Annotated in this window: 13 protein-coding genes; 7 read left to right on the plus strand and 6 right to left on the minus strand. The window is 68.7% G+C overall.

The window, feature by feature from the left end; translation table 11 throughout:
* The first annotated feature begins 17 nt into the window (after positions 1–17).
* The gene (gene purD / locus AC3ZJJ_RS01670) at positions 18–1,385 is read left to right on the plus strand and encodes a phosphoribosylamine--glycine ligase (protein ID WP_489893539.1); all 1,368 of its coding nucleotides are present in this window, start codon (positions 18–20) and stop codon (positions 1,383–1,385) included.
* Complete coding sequence (locus AC3ZJJ_RS01675) at positions 1,385–2,290, plus strand: phosphoribosylaminoimidazolesuccinocarboxamide synthase (protein WP_489893540.1); 906 nt, start codon at positions 1,385–1,387, stop codon at positions 2,288–2,290. Before purD ends, AC3ZJJ_RS01675 begins: the two co-directional genes overlap by 1 nt.
* Before the next feature lie 28 nt (positions 2,291–2,318).
* On the opposite strand, the gene AC3ZJJ_RS01680 is transcribed toward AC3ZJJ_RS01675, so the two are convergent.
* A complete protein-coding gene (locus AC3ZJJ_RS01680; protein ID WP_489893541.1) occupies positions 2,319–3,557 on the minus strand; it encodes a helix-turn-helix transcriptional regulator in 1,239 nt (412 codons plus the stop codon).
* Between the two features lie 158 nt (positions 3,558–3,715).
* Here AC3ZJJ_RS01680 and AC3ZJJ_RS01685 point away from each other — a divergent pair, with 158 nt between their 5' ends.
* Positions 3,716–3,964, plus strand: a complete 249-nt coding sequence (locus AC3ZJJ_RS01685; protein ID WP_489893542.1) for a hypothetical protein — start codon at positions 3,716–3,718, stop codon at positions 3,962–3,964.
* A 161-nt stretch (positions 3,965–4,125) separates the two neighbouring features.
* Here the strand turns inward: AC3ZJJ_RS01685 and AC3ZJJ_RS01690 are convergent, their stop codons facing one another.
* The 4 genes from AC3ZJJ_RS01690 to AC3ZJJ_RS01705 form a co-directional block, all read right to left on the minus strand.
* Positions 4,126–5,934: an ABC transporter ATP-binding protein gene (locus AC3ZJJ_RS01690; RefSeq protein ID WP_489893543.1), complete on the minus strand. Its 1,809-nt coding sequence runs from the start codon at positions 5,932–5,934 to the stop codon at positions 4,126–4,128.
* The gene (locus tag AC3ZJJ_RS01695; RefSeq protein WP_489895634.1) at positions 5,931–7,805 is read right to left on the minus strand and encodes an ABC transporter ATP-binding protein; all 1,875 of its coding nucleotides are present in this window, start codon (positions 7,803–7,805) and stop codon (positions 5,931–5,933) included. Before AC3ZJJ_RS01695 ends, AC3ZJJ_RS01690 begins: the two co-directional genes overlap by 4 nt.
* A gap of 160 nt (positions 7,806–7,965) precedes the next feature.
* Positions 7,966–8,922 carry a metallophosphoesterase gene (locus AC3ZJJ_RS01700; protein WP_489893544.1) on the minus strand — a complete coding sequence of 319 codons (957 nt, stop codon included), beginning with the start codon at positions 8,920–8,922 and terminating at the stop codon, positions 7,966–7,968.
* A 2-nt stretch (positions 8,923–8,924) separates the two neighbouring features.
* Positions 8,925–11,276 (minus strand): transglycosylase domain-containing protein, encoded by a 2,352-nt coding sequence (locus AC3ZJJ_RS01705; protein WP_489893545.1) that lies wholly within the window; start codon positions 11,274–11,276, stop codon positions 8,925–8,927.
* A 37-nt stretch (positions 11,277–11,313) separates the two neighbouring features.
* Between AC3ZJJ_RS01705 and sp36 the strand changes: the two genes are divergently transcribed.
* From sp36 to AC3ZJJ_RS01720, 3 genes are all read left to right on the plus strand, one after another.
* Complete coding sequence (sp36, locus tag AC3ZJJ_RS01710; protein WP_489893546.1) at positions 11,314–11,469, plus strand: Sp36 family protein; 156 nt, start codon at positions 11,314–11,316, stop codon at positions 11,467–11,469.
* A gap of 20 nt (positions 11,470–11,489) precedes the next feature.
* Entirely contained in the window at positions 11,490–11,966 is a 477-nt protein-coding gene (locus tag AC3ZJJ_RS01715; protein ID WP_489893547.1) for a RidA family protein, read from the plus strand.
* 82 nt (positions 11,967–12,048) lie between these two features.
* The gene (locus tag AC3ZJJ_RS01720) at positions 12,049–12,933 is read left to right on the plus strand and encodes an NUDIX hydrolase (protein WP_489895636.1); all 885 of its coding nucleotides are present in this window, start codon (positions 12,049–12,051) and stop codon (positions 12,931–12,933) included.
* Between the two features lie 107 nt (positions 12,934–13,040).
* On the opposite strand, the gene AC3ZJJ_RS01725 is transcribed toward AC3ZJJ_RS01720, so the two are convergent.
* Positions 13,041–13,718, minus strand: a complete 678-nt coding sequence (locus AC3ZJJ_RS01725; RefSeq protein ID WP_489893548.1) for a Crp/Fnr family transcriptional regulator — start codon at positions 13,716–13,718, stop codon at positions 13,041–13,043.
* A 207-nt stretch (positions 13,719–13,925) separates the two neighbouring features.
* On the opposite strand from AC3ZJJ_RS01725, the gene AC3ZJJ_RS01730 reads away from it, so the two are divergent.
* On the plus strand, positions 13,926–15,113 hold the full coding sequence (locus AC3ZJJ_RS01730) for a MarP family serine protease (RefSeq protein WP_489893549.1): 1,188 nt from the start codon (positions 13,926–13,928) through the stop codon (positions 15,111–15,113).
* Positions 15,114–15,121: the final 8 nt, after the last annotated feature.

Below are 15,121 nucleotides of genomic sequence, written 5' to 3' on the forward strand. Positions count from 1 at the left end.
CGGTAGGCTGGGGGATCGTGAAGGTACTCGTTATCGGCCCCGGTGGCCGCGAACACGCAATTGTCCGAGCGTTGAAGGCCGACCCCTATGTGACCGACGTGCACTGCGCGCCCGGAAACGCGGGCATCGCCGCCGACGTCCCCGTGCACGCGATCGACGCCCAGGATCCAGCGGCCGTCGTCGCGCTGGCCCGCGAACTCGACTCGTCGCTGGTCGTCGTGGGCCCGGAGGCCCCGCTGGCCGCTGGCGTCGCGGACGCCCTGCGCGACGCCGGGATACCGGTGTTTGGCCCCTCGAAGGCGGCCGCCCAGCTGGAGGCGTCCAAGGCCTTCGCCAAGGAGGTCATGGCCGAGGCCGGCGTCCCCACGGCGATGGCCCGAGTCGCCGTCGACGCCGCGGAGGCGGCCGACGCGCTGGACACGTTCGGCGCGCCCTACGTGGTCAAGGACGACGGCCTGGCCGCGGGCAAGGGCGTGGTGGTCACGGACGACCGCGCCGAGGCGCTCGCGCACGCCGACGCCTGTTTCTCCCTCGGCGGCACGGTGGTGATCGAGGAGTTCCTCGACGGCCCCGAGGTCTCGCTGTTCGTCATCTCCGACGGCAAGCACGCCGTCCCGCTGGCCCCCGCGCAGGACTTCAAACGCATCCACGACGGCGACGCCGGACCGAACACCGGCGGCATGGGCGCCTACACCCCGCTTCCGTGGCTGCCGTCGGGCTTCGTCGACGAGGTCATGGAGCGCGTCGCCTACCCCACCATCCGCGAGATGGACGCCCGCGGGACGCCCTTCGTCGGCGTCCTCTACTGCGGCCTGGCCATCACCCGCCGAGGCATCCGGGTCATCGAATTCAACGCCCGCTTCGGCGATCCGGAGACGCAGGCCGTGCTCGCGCGCCTCCGCACCCCGCTGGGCGGGCTGTTGATGGCGGCCTCCACCGGTTCCCTGGACGACGCCGAAACACTCCACTGGCGGCACGAATCCGCCGTCGGGGTGGTGCTCGCCTCGGCGAACTACCCGGACAAGCCCGTGGTGGGGGATCCGATCGGGGGCCTGGAGGACGCCGAGGCGCTCGACGGCGTCAGCGTCCTGCACGCCGGCACGGCGACCGACGACGCCGGCCAGGTGGTCTCCGCCGGCGGCCGCGTGCTCGCCGTCGTCGGGCTCGGCGAGGACCTCCACGCGGCCCGCGAGGCGGCGTACCGCGGCGTCGGCCGCATCACGCTGGCCGGCGGTCAGCACCGCACGGACATCGCGCTCAAGGCGGCCGAGGGGTCGATCGCCGTCGCCCCTCCGGGATCGGCGGGTACTCCGGGTTCGGCTGGGTCCCCGGGCCCCTCCGGATCCGCGGGAAGCGCCGCCGGCGCGCAGGGAGGGCTCCTCTGATGGCGGGCCTGGACACGCAGACGCTGGACCTGCCGGGCTGGACCCACGTCTACTCGGGGAAGGTGAGGGACCTCTATGTTCCGGCCGGCTCCACGCAGGCGGACGCGGACCGTGTGCTGGTGGTGGCCAGCGACCGGATCAGCGCCTACGACTTTGTGCTCGCGTCGGAGATCCCCGACAAGGGCAAGGTCCTGACCCGGCTGAGCCTGTGGTGGTTCCGGCAGCTGGACGGGATCGCCAACCACGTGATCTCCACCGACGTGCCGGAGGCCGTGGTGGGACGGGCGATGGTGTGCAAGAAGCTGGACATGTTCCCGATCGAGTGCATCGCCCGCGGCTACCTCACGGGTTCGGGGCTGCTGGAGTACCGGGAGTCGCGGACCGTGTGTTCCCTTCCGCTGCCCGACGGTCTCGTCGACGGCTCGCGGCTGCACCCCTCGATCTTCACGCCGTCGGCCAAGGCCGAGGTGGGAGAACACGACGAGAACATCTCCTACGCTGAAACCGAGGAGCGCGTGGGCGCGGAGACGGCTGCGGAGCTGCGCCGGCTGACGCTGGCGCTCTACACGCGTGCGGAGGCGATCGCCAGGGAGCGCGGCGTGATCCTCGCAGACACCAAGGTGGAGTTCGGGACGGATCCCGCAACGGGGGAGATCACGCTCGGCGACGAGGTCCTCACGCCGGACTCTTCCCGCTTCTGGGACGCCGAAACCTATGCCCCGGGGCGGGCGCAGCCCTCCTTCGACAAGCAGTATGTCCGGGACTGGCTGAGCGGACCGGAATCCGGCTGGGACAAGTCCTCCGGCGCCGAGCCGCCGGCGCTTCCGGACGACGTCGTGCGGCGCACCCGCGCGCGCTACATCGAGGCGTACGAGCGCATCACCGGAGAGACGTTCGCCGCGTAACCCGCGCCCGGTCCGGGCGGCGCGGCCGCTAGCGGTTGGCCGAGCGGATCTCCGTCGCGAGTTCGATGGCGAGCGACGCGCGGTCCGGGGATCCCGCGGAGGCGAAGGACCTTTGCGCGGTCGCCAGGTGTTCCAGCGCCTCCTGGGCCTTGCCCGTCGCGACGAGGCACCGCGCGGTCAGGAGGTCCAGCTCGCCCTGCAGGTGCTGCGAGAGCGCCTTGCGCTCCTCGTCCACCGGCTTGAGCTGCTCAAGGGCCTCCGCCGGCTGGCCGTTGAGGTGCAGCCAGCGGGCGCGGATCAGCCGGAGCTCCAGCCCCTCGGCGGGGTTCCCGCCGATCACGCTGAGCGCGAGCTCCGCCTTTTCGATGCACTCGAGGGTTTCCGGCTCCACCACGCCCGCGGACAGCCGCATCGAGGCCGATGCCTTGTTGAAGCGGGCCCACAGCTCGATGTCGCTCGCCGGGAGGAGCCGCTGCGCCGCGAGCTGGTGGTTCGCGAGCCCGGCGGCGATGTCCTGGCGCTTGAACGCCACGTTGCCGATGGCCCAGTAGGCGTTGCCGGCGGTCTGGCTCGGCGATCCGTTCGCGACGGCCTCGGACAGGGTTTCGCACGTCTTCCACGCCTCGTCCAGCTGGCCCGATTCGGCGAGCGAGGCGATGAGCGAGAAGAGGGAACCGATGTAGATCAGCGAGTCGCCGGGGAGGTCCTTGCCCAGCGCGACGGCGGTCAGCGCGTGGTCGACGGCGATGTGCAGCTTTCCGAGCCCCAGGTAGGCATTGGCGACGAGGGTTTCCGCCCTGACCTTGAGGGCCAGCGACTCGTCGGTCAGCGGGTGGGAGAGGACTTCCTCGGCTGCCGCCCGGTAGTCGTCGTGGCGCCCCTGGTCGCGGAGCGATTCGGCGCGCAGGAACATCATGTTCCACCACGCGCTGGAGTTCTTCAGCCGCAACGCGACCGCCGCCGCCTCGGTGGCGGTGGACTCCGCGTCGGTGTACTCGCGGGCGGTCCACGACTGCCGGGCGCGGTGCTCCAACAAGACGAACTCCGCCTCGTCCGCCGAGACGGGCGTGTTCCAGGACTCCATGACCTCACGGTCGAGTTCCAGTCGCGCCGACAATTCGGTGATGATGTCGGAGGTCGGTTCGCGGCTGCCGGTTTCCAGGAGGGAGATGTAGCTCGTCGAGTATTTCCCCGCGCCGAGCTGAGCCTGTGTCATCTTGTGTTGCAGGCGTGCCTGGCGGAGCTTCTCTCCGAATTTGATGCCCAATGGATCCCCTTAGGTTGTGTGGATTATCAGTCAAATCCCCCGCCCCGGGAAGCCGACCGACTGCGCCCTTGACGAAACGTGTTTGTATCAATTTACAATGAATGTTAAGTGGTTCGCCACTTACTCGCCCGAACTTGAGATGCTCCAGAAGGAGAACCATGAAGAAGTTCATTGCAGCGTTCGCCGCCGCGACGGCCTTGGCCGGTATCGGCATCATGGCAGTGGGGGACTGGCCACACGAGTCGCTGGCAGTGGGGGACTGGCCGCATTCCGTCCGGGCAGTTGTGGGGGACTGGCCGCATCTGTCAACAACGCGTGTGGGGGACTGGCCACACGCCGCATCGGCACCAACCGTGGGGGGATGGAGCCCGCAGTCGAGCACCCTGGTGGGTGATTGGCCGCACTAGGCACCACAAAAGCGTTACCGATCTCCCCGGGTCCTCGGACCCGGGGAGATCCTTTTGCCGTCGCATTTCGCCGTTCGCCGGGCGGGCCGGGCGATCCGCTCCGGATGCGGCGGCCGGGGGGCCGTTGCGGGTGCCACGGCACGGAATCCGTGCGTGGGCGGCTAGACCAGGCTGTCGCGCCACGCCCTGTGCAGGGTCGCGAACCGGCCTCCGGCGGCGACGAGCTCCTGGGGGGAGCCGTCCTCGACGATGCGCCCGTCGTGGACCACCAGGACGCGGTCCGCGATCTCGACCGTGGAGAGTCGGTGGGCGATGATCAAGGCCGTGCGTTCGCCGAGTAGCTGGCGCAGCCCGTTCTGGACCAACCTCTCGCTGGGGATGTCCAGCGACGAGGTGGCCTCGTCCAGGATCAGCACGGCGGGGTCGGCGAGGAACGCGCGGGCGAACGAGATCAGCTGCCGTTGGCCGGCCGAGACGCGCCCGCCGCGCTTGTTGACGTCGGTGTCGTATCCGTCGGGAAGCTCGAGGATGAATTCGTGGGCGCCGACCGCCCTGGCGGCGAGCACGATTTCCTCGTGGGAGGCGCCGGGCTTGCCCAGGGCGATGTTCTCGGCCACGGACCCGGAGAAGAGGAACGCCTCCTGCGTGACCATGACCACGGCGCGGCGCAGGTCGGTGTTGGAGACGTCGCGCAGCTCCACGCCGTCCAGCGCCAGGGAACCCGTGCTGAGGTCGTAGAAGCGGGCGATCAGCTTGGCCAGGGTGGACTTGCCCGCGCCGGTCTGTCCCACGACGGCGACGGTCTGCCCCGCAGGTATGTCCAGGCTGAACTTCTCCATGACGATCGGGCCGTCGCCGTAGCGGAACTCGGCGCCGGTGAAGGCGATGTGGCCACTGGCGTTCGCCAGGGGAACCGGGTGCGCCGGCTCCAGCACCGTGGGTTCCTCCTCCAGGAGCCCCGAGACCTTCTCCAGGGCCGCCGTCGCGGCCTGTAGGGAGCTGTAGAACATGGCGATGGACTCCACCGGCTGGAAGACGCGCTTGGCGGCCAGCAGAAGCGCCACCAGCGTGCCCACTTCGAGCGCGCCGTCGAGGACGCGGAATCCGCCGAGCAGGAGCATCGCGGCGACCGTGAGGTTGCCGATCAACACGAGGCTGGGCTGGAGCACCCCGAAGAGGTTGATGGAGCGGATGGAGTTGTCGCGGTACTCCTCGGCCACGGCGGTGTAGGTCGCGTCGTTGTCGCGCTCCCGCCGGAAAGCCTTGACCGCGCGGATGCCGGTCATCGTCTCGACGAAGGAGGTGATCAGGCGGGCGGACACCACGCGGGACTCCCGGTAGACCAGCTCGGAGTGGCGCTGGTACCACCTGAAGATCACGGCGATCGGTACCGCGGCGCAGACCACCACGATCCCGCTTCGCCAGTCGAGGAGGAACACGCTGGCCGCCGTGAAGACGATGAAGACGATGCCGGAGACCAGTTGCGACATGCCTTGGTCGAGCAGTTCGCGCAGGGTCTCCAGGTCCGACGTCTGCCGGGAGATGATCCGGCCGGACGTGTAGTTCTCGTGGAATTCAAGGCTGAGCCGCTGGGTGTGCCGGAACACGCGCAGCCGCAGGTCCAGCAGCATGGCCTGGCTGACCTTGGCGGTGCACAGGTTGTACCAGCCCAGGAGGACGCCGGCCAGCACGGCGGAGACCAGGTACATGCCCCCGGTGATGCCGAGGGCGAGTGGACGGTCGGCCAGGATCTCCGGCAACGCCCAGTTGATGGCCCACGCGATGATGAGGGGAAAGGACGCCCGTGCCGCGTTGGACACAACCACCAGGACGATGGTCAGCGCCAGCATCCTGTGCAGCGGCCGCGCCAGGAGCCTGAGCAGCGCCCACGAGCGGGTACGGACGCGGGCGCGGTCGGACTTGTTGAGATTGACCTCGTCCTCGTTTGCGACGCCGACTGGATGGCTCATCGGGAGGCCTCCTCTTCCTGGCGCTGGTCCGCGCCCGTTGCCGCGCCGCCGTTGGGGTCGGCGTCGCCCTCGAGCACGTCCTCCACGGTCGGTGGTTCGTCGAGGCTGGCGATGACGTACCGGTAGTGGTCGCTGCGCGCCAGCAGTTCCGCGTGGGTGCCGACGTCGACGATCCTGCCGCCGTCCAGCAGTGCGACCCTGTCCGCGAGCATCACGGTGGAGGGGCGGTGGGCGACGATGAGGGTGGTGGTCCCCGAGAGGACGCGGCGCAGGGCGTCCGTCACCTTCTCTTCGGTGCGCACGTCGAGTGCGGACAGAGGGTCGTCGAGCACCAGGACCAGTGGCCTGGCGGCGATCGCACGGGCCAGCGCGATGCGTTGGCGCTGGCCGCCGGACAGCGAGAGGCCCTCTTCGCCGATCACCGTGTCGACGCCCTCCGGAAGGTCGCGGGTGAAACCGGCCTGCGCGACGTCGAGCGCCTCGTCGAGAGCCTCGTCCGGTGATTGTCCCGCGGCGGGCCGTGCCCCGAGCAACACGTTGTCCCGGATGGAGGCCGAAAAGAGGGTCGTGTCTTCGAAGGCGACGGAGACGGCGGTCCGGAGGGCCTCGAGGTCGTACTCGCGGACATCGATCCCGTCGAGCTCCACCGCCCCACCCGTGGCGTCGTAGAGCCGCGGCACAAGCTGAAGGAGGGTCGACTTGCCGCTGCCGGTGGTCCCGACCAGCGCCATGGTTTCGCCGGGGCGGATCTCGAGATCGACGCCGGAGAGCACCGGTGAGGTGTCCCGCCGTGCGTCCGGATAGCGGAACTCGAGATCGCGCAGGCGCACGTGGCCGCGCGCGTCGGCGGGGACGGCCGGTCGGGCGGGGGAAACGATGTTGCTCAGCGTGTCCGTCACCTCGAAGTGGCGGTCCAGCGCCGTCTTGGTGGTGAGCGTCATGCCCAGAAGCATTCCGATTCCCTCGACAGGGGCGGCGAGCACGGCGGCCGTCGCGAAGAAGGCCACCAGTTCTCCGACCGTGAGCTGGTCCTGCGCCGTGAGCCAGATGCCAACGAACAGTCCGATCCCCAGCGTGAATTCGGGAACGGACACCACGAACATCAGGAATCCGGAAAGCGACCGCGCCTTCTTGATTTCGGTGTCCCGAAGCTTCTGCGCCTGGACGCTGAAGCCCTCCAGCGACTGGCGGCCCCGCCCGAACGCCTTGATGACGCGGATGCCGTGGACGGACTCCTCCACGGCGGTGGCCAGATCGCCGGCCTGGTCTTGGCTCAGCCGGCTGGCGTCCCGGAAGACGTTGCGGAAATGGAACGCGCGCACGGTGATGGGAATGGCGCCTGCCAGGTAGATCAGCCCCAGAAGCCAGTTGCTGGCAAACATCAGCGTGACGCCGACAACTACCGTGACGGTGGCGACCACCAGCATGATGGAGCCGAACGCCAGCCAGCGGCGCAGGAGCCCCAAATCGGCCATGGACCGGGACAGCAGCTGGCCGGAGCCCCACTTGTCGTGGAAGGCCACCGGCAACTGCTGGAGATGCCGGTAGAGGCCGATACGCAGATTGGATTCGATCTTCGCCGCCGGTGTGATGACAAAAACGCGCCTGAAGTAGACCAGCGCGGCCTCCAACAGGCCAAGGGCGGCGACGACACCGGCGCTGATCCACACGGCCTGGCTGGCCCCGCCGCTGTGGAGGACGGAATTCACCAGCTCGCGGAGCACCTGGGGGATGGTGAGCGCCACGAGACCGGCTGCGAGGGCGCAGAGGAAGCCCAGGATCAGGCGCGGCAGAATGGGCTTCAGCTGGGGCCACAGTCGGGAGAAGGTGCGGACCAGGGAAGTCTGGCCGCTCTGGCCGGCATGGCCCATTTGGTGTTGCACCACGAGTGGCGTCCCCGATCCGTCTTATTTGCCTACAGCAATCATTTCTAGATTACCCCGACTGGTTGACGTTCATCAATCGGCGAACGACGGCGACAGGTGCTAAGGGAGTGGTGCGGTCGCGGGGACGATCGTCCTGGACGGGCCGCTACGCCCCGCGCGCGGTGAGCGTGACGACCACGGCCTCCGGCGGGCAGGCGATACGCACCGGCGCGAAACGCGACGTGCCGATTCCGGCGGATACGTTCAGCGGCACCGAGCGGCCATCGAGTTCCCACTCGGTGAGGCCGCGCGCCCGCCATGTGGGCAGATCGCAGTTGCTGACGAGGGCGCCGTAGCCGGGAACACAGACCTGGCCGCCGTGGGTGTGCCCGGCGAAGATCACGTCGGCACCGCCGGCCGTGAAGTAGTCCAAGACACGCTGGTACGGCGCGTGGGCCAGGGCGATGCGCACGTGCGGGGCAAGCGACGACGTCGAGGAACCGCGGGGCCATCCGGCGTAGGCATCGCGTCGGAGGTGGGGATCGTCCACGCCGGAGAAATCGATGCGCAGGGGTCCCCAGGGCATGGACAGGTTCCGATTGGCCAGGTTGAGCCACCCGGCGGATCCGAACCCGGCGTGCATCTCGCGCCACGGAAGCTCGAAGTTGGGGTTGTTCCGCGGGGTGCCCGAGGGGCCGCGGAGGTACCGCAGCGGGTTCTTGAGCCGCGGCGCGAAATAGCAGTTGGAGCCCGGAACGTACACGCCCGGGAAGCGCATCAGCGGGCCGAGGGCCTCCAGCAGCGGACCAACGGCCGAGCGGTGGCTCAGGTTGTCGCCGGTGTTCATCACCAGGTCGGGTTCGAGATCCGCCAAGGAGTGCAGCCAGCGGCGCTTTATCTCCTGGCCGGGCACCATGTGGATGTCCGAGAGATGGAGGACCCGGATGTCCGGGATGCCGGGCGGCAGCACCGCGACCGACTCGTGCCGCACCTGAAAGCGGTTGCGCTCCAGCAGCCCGTAGCCGGCCGCGACCCCGCCAGCGGCGGCCAGCGCGCCGGCGCCCCATGCCGTCCTGCGCGCGACGGACCCCACTGCGGACGCGAACTCACTCACGGCGGCCACGCCTACTCGTCCTCGTCGTCCTGGCTAGGCGGCTCGGGCGTCGAATCCTGCCCGTTGCCATTGCCGTTGCCATTCGCGTTGCCGTTGCCGTTGCCGTTGTCTTCGTCCGCCGGGGCCGAGGACTCGTCCGCGGGCTCGGAGGACTCGTCCGCCGGGGCGGACTCTTGGTCCGGCGCAGACGATTCGTCGGACTCGTTGCCGTCGCCGCCGTTGTCGTCCTGGCCATTGTCCGACGGTGTGGTGGGGGTCGGTGCCGCGGACGGGCGCGAATCCGGTGTCCCGAAGTCCTCGGCCGGGTAGTACTGGACCACGTCCTGCATGTACGAGAGCCACAGCGGCGAGGCGAACGTCGCGGAGTCCGCGTAGTCGTAGATCTGACCGTTGATCCGCTCGCCGAAGATCTCCGCGTTTCCGGTGTTGCGGCCGACCCAGGCGGCGGTAGCGACGCCGGTGGTGTAGCCGACAAACCAGGTGGATGAGGCGCCGTTGTTGGTGCCCGTCTTGCCGGCGACCGGCACGTCCAACGTTCCCTTGGCGACGCGCTCGCCGGCGATCTTCGAGAGTGTGCCGTTGAGGTTGGCGACGACCTGCTCGTCGATCTCCTGCGAGCATTCCTGGGCCGGGACCTTGTAGTTGTTTCCGGCGGCATCGGACACCGCGGTGAGGGCGCGGGGGGCGCACCACTCGCCCTTGTTCGCGAAGGCGGCGAACGCGGAGGCTTGGGCCAGCGGGGTCACCTCGGTCGTGCCGAGCACGAAGGACGGGTTCGGCTTCTGGGCCTCGCCGGTGGTGCCGTCGACGAGGCGCAGGCGCTCGGTGGCGTCGACGATACTGCACAGGTCCAGCTGGGCGGCCTCCGCCACGGTGGCCGTGTTCACGGACCAGTACAGGCCGTAGTCCACGGTCATGCTGCGCTTGAAACCCTCCGACGCGTTGCCGAAATCCCAGCGGCCGTCATCGTCGCTGACTGTGGTGGTGTATCCCTTCGGCAGGCAGGAGGCCTGCCACAGGTAGGTGTCGGGGTAGGAGTCCCGCGACGCGTCGATGTTGTCCCACATGTTGCGGCCCGATTCCAGCCACGCCAGTGTCGTGAACGGCTTCATCGTCGACCCGCCCTGGAAGCCGCCGGAGCCGCCCATGTTCCTCTCGACGTTGAAGTTGTACTCCGTGTACTCCGTACCGTCTTGCGGGCTGTAGGTCTTGTTCTGCGCCATGGCCAGGATCTCGCCGGTGCCCGGCTGCACGGACACGATGGACGTCCCGAGGTTGGACTCGTCCTTGGCCGGGATGGCGTTCTTGGTTTCCTTCTCCGCCTCCTTCTGCAGGCGCGGATCCAGCGTGGTCTTGATCGTCAACCCGCCCCGGTACAGCAGGGCGGTGCGGTCCTCGGGCGTTTTGCCGTAGGCCGGATCGGAGAGGATGAGGTGGGAGACGTAGTCGCAGAAGTACGCTGCGCTACTCGCGGCAATGCACCCCGACTTGAGCTTCTTGGGCTTGATTCCCAGGTCCGACTTCACGGCCTGCTGGTACTCGGCGTCGGTGATAGCGCCGGTCTTCTTCATGGCGCCGAGGACCACGTTCCGGCGCTTGGTGCTCGCCTCCGGGTTCGTCTCGGGGTTGAAGACGTTGGGCAGCTGCACCATGCCGGCCAGCATGGCCGACTGCTGGATGTTCAGCTTGGACGCGGGCACCGAGTAGAAGCGCTGGGCGGCCGCTTCGACCCCATAGGTGGTTCCGGAGAAGAGCACCATGTTCAGGTAGCCCTGGAGGATCTCCTCCTTGCTGAACTCCTTTTCCACGGCGATGGCGAGCTTGGCCTCGCGCAGCTTGTCGCCGATGGACTTCGAGCCGGAGATGGTCAGGTCGCTCTTGTCCACGCCCCGCAGGCTGTCGGCGTTGATCAGCGTGTTGTTCACGTACTGCTGGGTCAGCGTGGAGGCGCCCTGCTGCGTGGAGCTGGTGAGGTTGTGCATGGCCGCGCGGGTAATGCCGCGCAGGTCCACGCCGTTGTGCTCGAAGAAGCGCTCGTCCTCGATGGACACGATCGCGTTCCGCATGTTCTCGGAGACCTTGTCCAGGGTCACGGGCACGCGGTTCTCCGCGTAGAACGAGGCGATCGTCGACCCGTCCTTCGCCTGAACCCGGGACGGAACGGACAGCGGCTCTTCGCGCAGCTCCGCCGGGAGTGCCTCGAAGAACTCGATGCCCGCGGTCGCTCCGGACCCTGCGACGGCGGCTGCGGGAACCAGCAGACCGGCCGCGAGCACTCCACAGAAGGCACTCACCCCGAAGAAGGCGACGATCTTGCCCAGAGTGGTTGCGGTATCAAAAAAGGGTGACTTTCGACCTGCCATACAGACCAGTTTAGCCGGAGCGGATAACCTATCCGTTATGACCAAATGGGAGTACGCCACCTTACCGCTCATCATCCACGCCACGAAGCAGATCCTGGACCAGTGGGGAGACGACGGCTGGGAGCTTGTGACAGTCATTTCCGGCCCCGACGGCAACGCGCCAGTGGCCTACCTCAAGCGTCCCAAGTCCTAACCAGAGAATCCGGAGAACCCGTGGACAACCAGCCAACCTCAGCCGTCGAACGACGCCTCGCGGAGCTCGGCATCGACCTTCCTCCGGTGGCCGCGCCGGTGGCCGCCTACGTGCCGGCGGTCGTCTCCGGCAACTACGTCCACACCTCGGGGCAGTTGCCTTTTATTAACGGGGAACTCCCAGCTACGGGCAAAGTGGGGGCGGGCGTCGCCGCCGAGGACGCCGCGGCGCTCGCCGCCACGTGCGCGGTCAACGCGCTGGCCGCCGTCAAGAGCGTCATCGGCGACCTGGACCGCGTCACGAGGATCGTCAAGGTCGTTGGGTTTGTCGCCTCGGACCCGTCCTTCACCGGACAGCCCGGCGTCGTCAACGGCGCCTCCGAATTGCTCGGCAAGGTCTTCGGCGACGCGGGCGTCCACGCCCGCTCCGCAGTGGGGGTCGCCGTCCTGCCGCTGGATTCGCCCGTGGAGGTCGAACTGATTGCCGAATACAGCTGACGCGGGCCCGGCCCCGGCCGGAAACCCGCCGGGGACTTCCGCCACCAAGCCCCCGGCGGGGCAACGCCGCCGCTTCTTTCCCGTGCCGCCCGAGCAGCGCGGGGCGGCGGAAAGCTGGGTCGCCTACGGAGAGCGCACGCCGCGCAGCGCCCGGCGCGCGTCGTCCGTGGTCCTGGTCCGGGACAGTCCTCGCGGAGTCGAGACGTACTTGGGCTACCGGCCCGGCGGTTCGCCGCTGGGAACCGTGGCCTTCCCGGGCGGCAGCGTCGAGCCGGGGGACGAGGACACCACCGAGTGGTTCGGCCCGGACATCGGCACGTGGGCGAAGCGCATGGGCATCCTGGACCACCGCAAGGTCCGGAGCCACATCGTGTGCGCCGTCCGCGAGTTGTTCGAGGAGACCGGCATCCTGCTGGCCGGTGCGGACCCCCTCTCCATCGTGGAGAACTGCTCGACCGACGAGTGGATGGACGTGCGCGAGGCGGTGGCCGTCCAGGACAAGTCGTTCACCAGCGTGCTCGCCAAACGCGGGCTGGGGCTGCGCACGGACCTGCTGCGCCCGCTGTCGCACTGGATCAGCCCGGACTTCGCGCACCGCCGGTTCGACACACGCTACTTCGCCGCCGCCATCCCGGTGAACCAGCGGGTGTCGTTGCTGCGCGGCAAGGGCGTCTGGGCCGAGTGGCTGGCCGCGGCCGAGGTCCTTGAGCACCGCGGTGAGACGGTGCTCGGAGACGAAATCGGATTGCCGGACACCTCGGGATTGGTCCTGGGCGAGTTGACGACCCCCGCCGTCGAATGCATCCTCGAGAAGATCGCGACGACCCGGGGCACGGTCGCATACCTTTCCCACCGCCGCGAGCTGCGGTCCTACCACCCCACGCTGGTCGACACCGAGGACGGATTCTCCTTGGAGGTCGTTGTGGACACGGCGGCCGAGGGCGGAGCCACGGCGCGCGGACGCTAGCGACGGCGGTACCGCCGGCGACGAACGCGGCCAACGCCCGACCCCGCCAACCAAGGCGGCGCCGCACCCTGTGGAGGGGTGCGGCGCCGCCGTCTTCGTTCTGAGGCCTAGCGGGAACGCTGGCGCAGGCGCTGGATGTCCAGGATGACCACGGCCCGGGCCTCGAGGCGCAGCCAACCACGCTGCACAAACTCGGCCAAGGCCTTGTTCACGGTTTCGCGGGAGGCGCCGACCAGCTGCGCCAACTCTTCCTGCGTGAGCTCGTGCGCCACCAGGATGCCGTCCGTCGCAGGGCGCCCGAAGCGGTCCGCCAGGTCGAGCAGGGCCTTGGCAACGCGGCCCGGGACGTCGGAGAACACCAGGTCGGCGAGGGACTCGTTGGTGCGGCGCAGGCGGCGCGCCAGCGCCTGCAGCAACTGCACGGATACCTCGGGGCTGGTCTGGATCACCTTGCGCAGGTTCTCGTGCCGCAGCCCGGCGAGGCGCGTCTCCGAAACCGCGGTGGCCGTCGCGTTGCGCGGGCTCGGGTCGAAGAGTGCCATCTCACCGAAGAGCTCGCCCGGGCCAAGCACGGCCAGCAGGTTTTCGCGGCCGTCGGGGGCCGTCCGTCCCAGCTTGATCTTGCCGGAGACGATGAAATAGAGCTGGTCGCCCTGGTCGCCCTCCCGGAAGACGGAGGCGCCCCGCGAAAGGTCGACTTCGGTGAGCTCCTCGGTCAAGGCCGAGAACACCTCGTCGCCCAGGGTGGTGAAAAGTGGGGCCCGGCGAAGTACCTCGATGTCCATGAATTCTCCTGTCAAGTGTCGTTGGCGCTCTCTTCATTGTGCCGTAGTCAGGAGGCATGTGACACCTTCCACACCGTGAACCGCCGGTATTGCGTGCCTCGGAAGGGGTCGTGGGGGCCTTTCGGCTTAGACTGGAGGGGTGGCGACCGCGTCGGCACGTGACCGGCCGGGTTGCAAGCGCGGCCGCGGCGGGTTTGGAGTCAGAGCGTGCTTTACGGGTTCAGTTGGCTGGACATCCTCTTGGTGTTGTCCCTGGCGATGTTCTTCGTTTCCGGGCTGCGGAAGGGGTTTTTCGTCACCCTGGGCGGCATCGTGGGCTTCCTCGCAGGCGGGGTCGCAACCTTCTTCGCCATCCCGCTGGTCTCCAGCTGGGTGCAGGACGCAGGATGGCGGCTTTTCTGGGTGATCGCCACCGCCGTCGTCCTGATGCTCCTGGGACACGGCATCGGCGCCGCCATCGGGGCGCGCGTCCGCCTGGGCCTCAATTTTCCCGTGCTGAAGTCCTTCGACCGCCTCCTTGGCGGAGTCGCCAACGCCATCGTGGCCGCGCTCGTGGTCTCTGCGCTTGCGTTTTCGGCGGCGACCATGGGCGTCCCGATGCTGTCGCAGGCCATTGCCTCCTCGCAAGTCATCCGAACCATCCGCACGTGGACCCCGGACCCCGTCGCGGCGCTGATGGCACAGGCCAGGTCCACGGTGATGGGCCAGACGATCCCCGAACTGTTGGAGCCCTTCGCGCCCACGGACACCGAGGCGCCTCCGGGGGACGCGCCGTCCTCCGACGCGCTGGAGGCGGCCGGCGACGCCGTCGTCAAGATCACCGGCACGGCCTTCGCCTGCGGCGTCAACCAGACGGGATCCGGGTTCGCCGCGGCCGACAACCGCGTGATGACCAATGCGCACGTGGTCGCCGGCATCAGCGAACCGGTCGTGAATACCCGCGACGGCCGCGCGCTGCCCGCGCGTGTGGTGTTTTTCGACACCGTCACCGACCTTGCGGTCCTCTCCGTCGACGGACTGGAACTCGATCCGATCCCGGTGGGGGAAGACCTCTCCACCGGTGACACGGGCGCGTTCCTGGGCTATCCGGCCGGCGGCCCCTTCGCCAGCCAGGGAGCCACCGTGCAGTCGCTGCGCGAGGTCATGGTGCACAACATCTACGGCGCCGATCCCTCGCCGTTGGAGATCTACCAGCTCGGCGCGGACGTGGAGCAGGGCAATTCGGGCGGGCCGCTCTTGGGCACGGACGGGGAACTGGCCGGCGTCGTGTTCGCCAAGGCCAAGGGAGACCTCGACGTCGGCTACGCGCTATCGCTCGAGGAGGTCGAACCGGTGGTCGACGACGCGCCCGGCTTCATCGACACCGTCTCGACCGGAGCCTGCTCGGCCGAGTAGCCGGCCCC

The sequence above is a fragment of the Arthrobacter sp. AOP29-A2-19 genome (assembly GCF_058138025.1).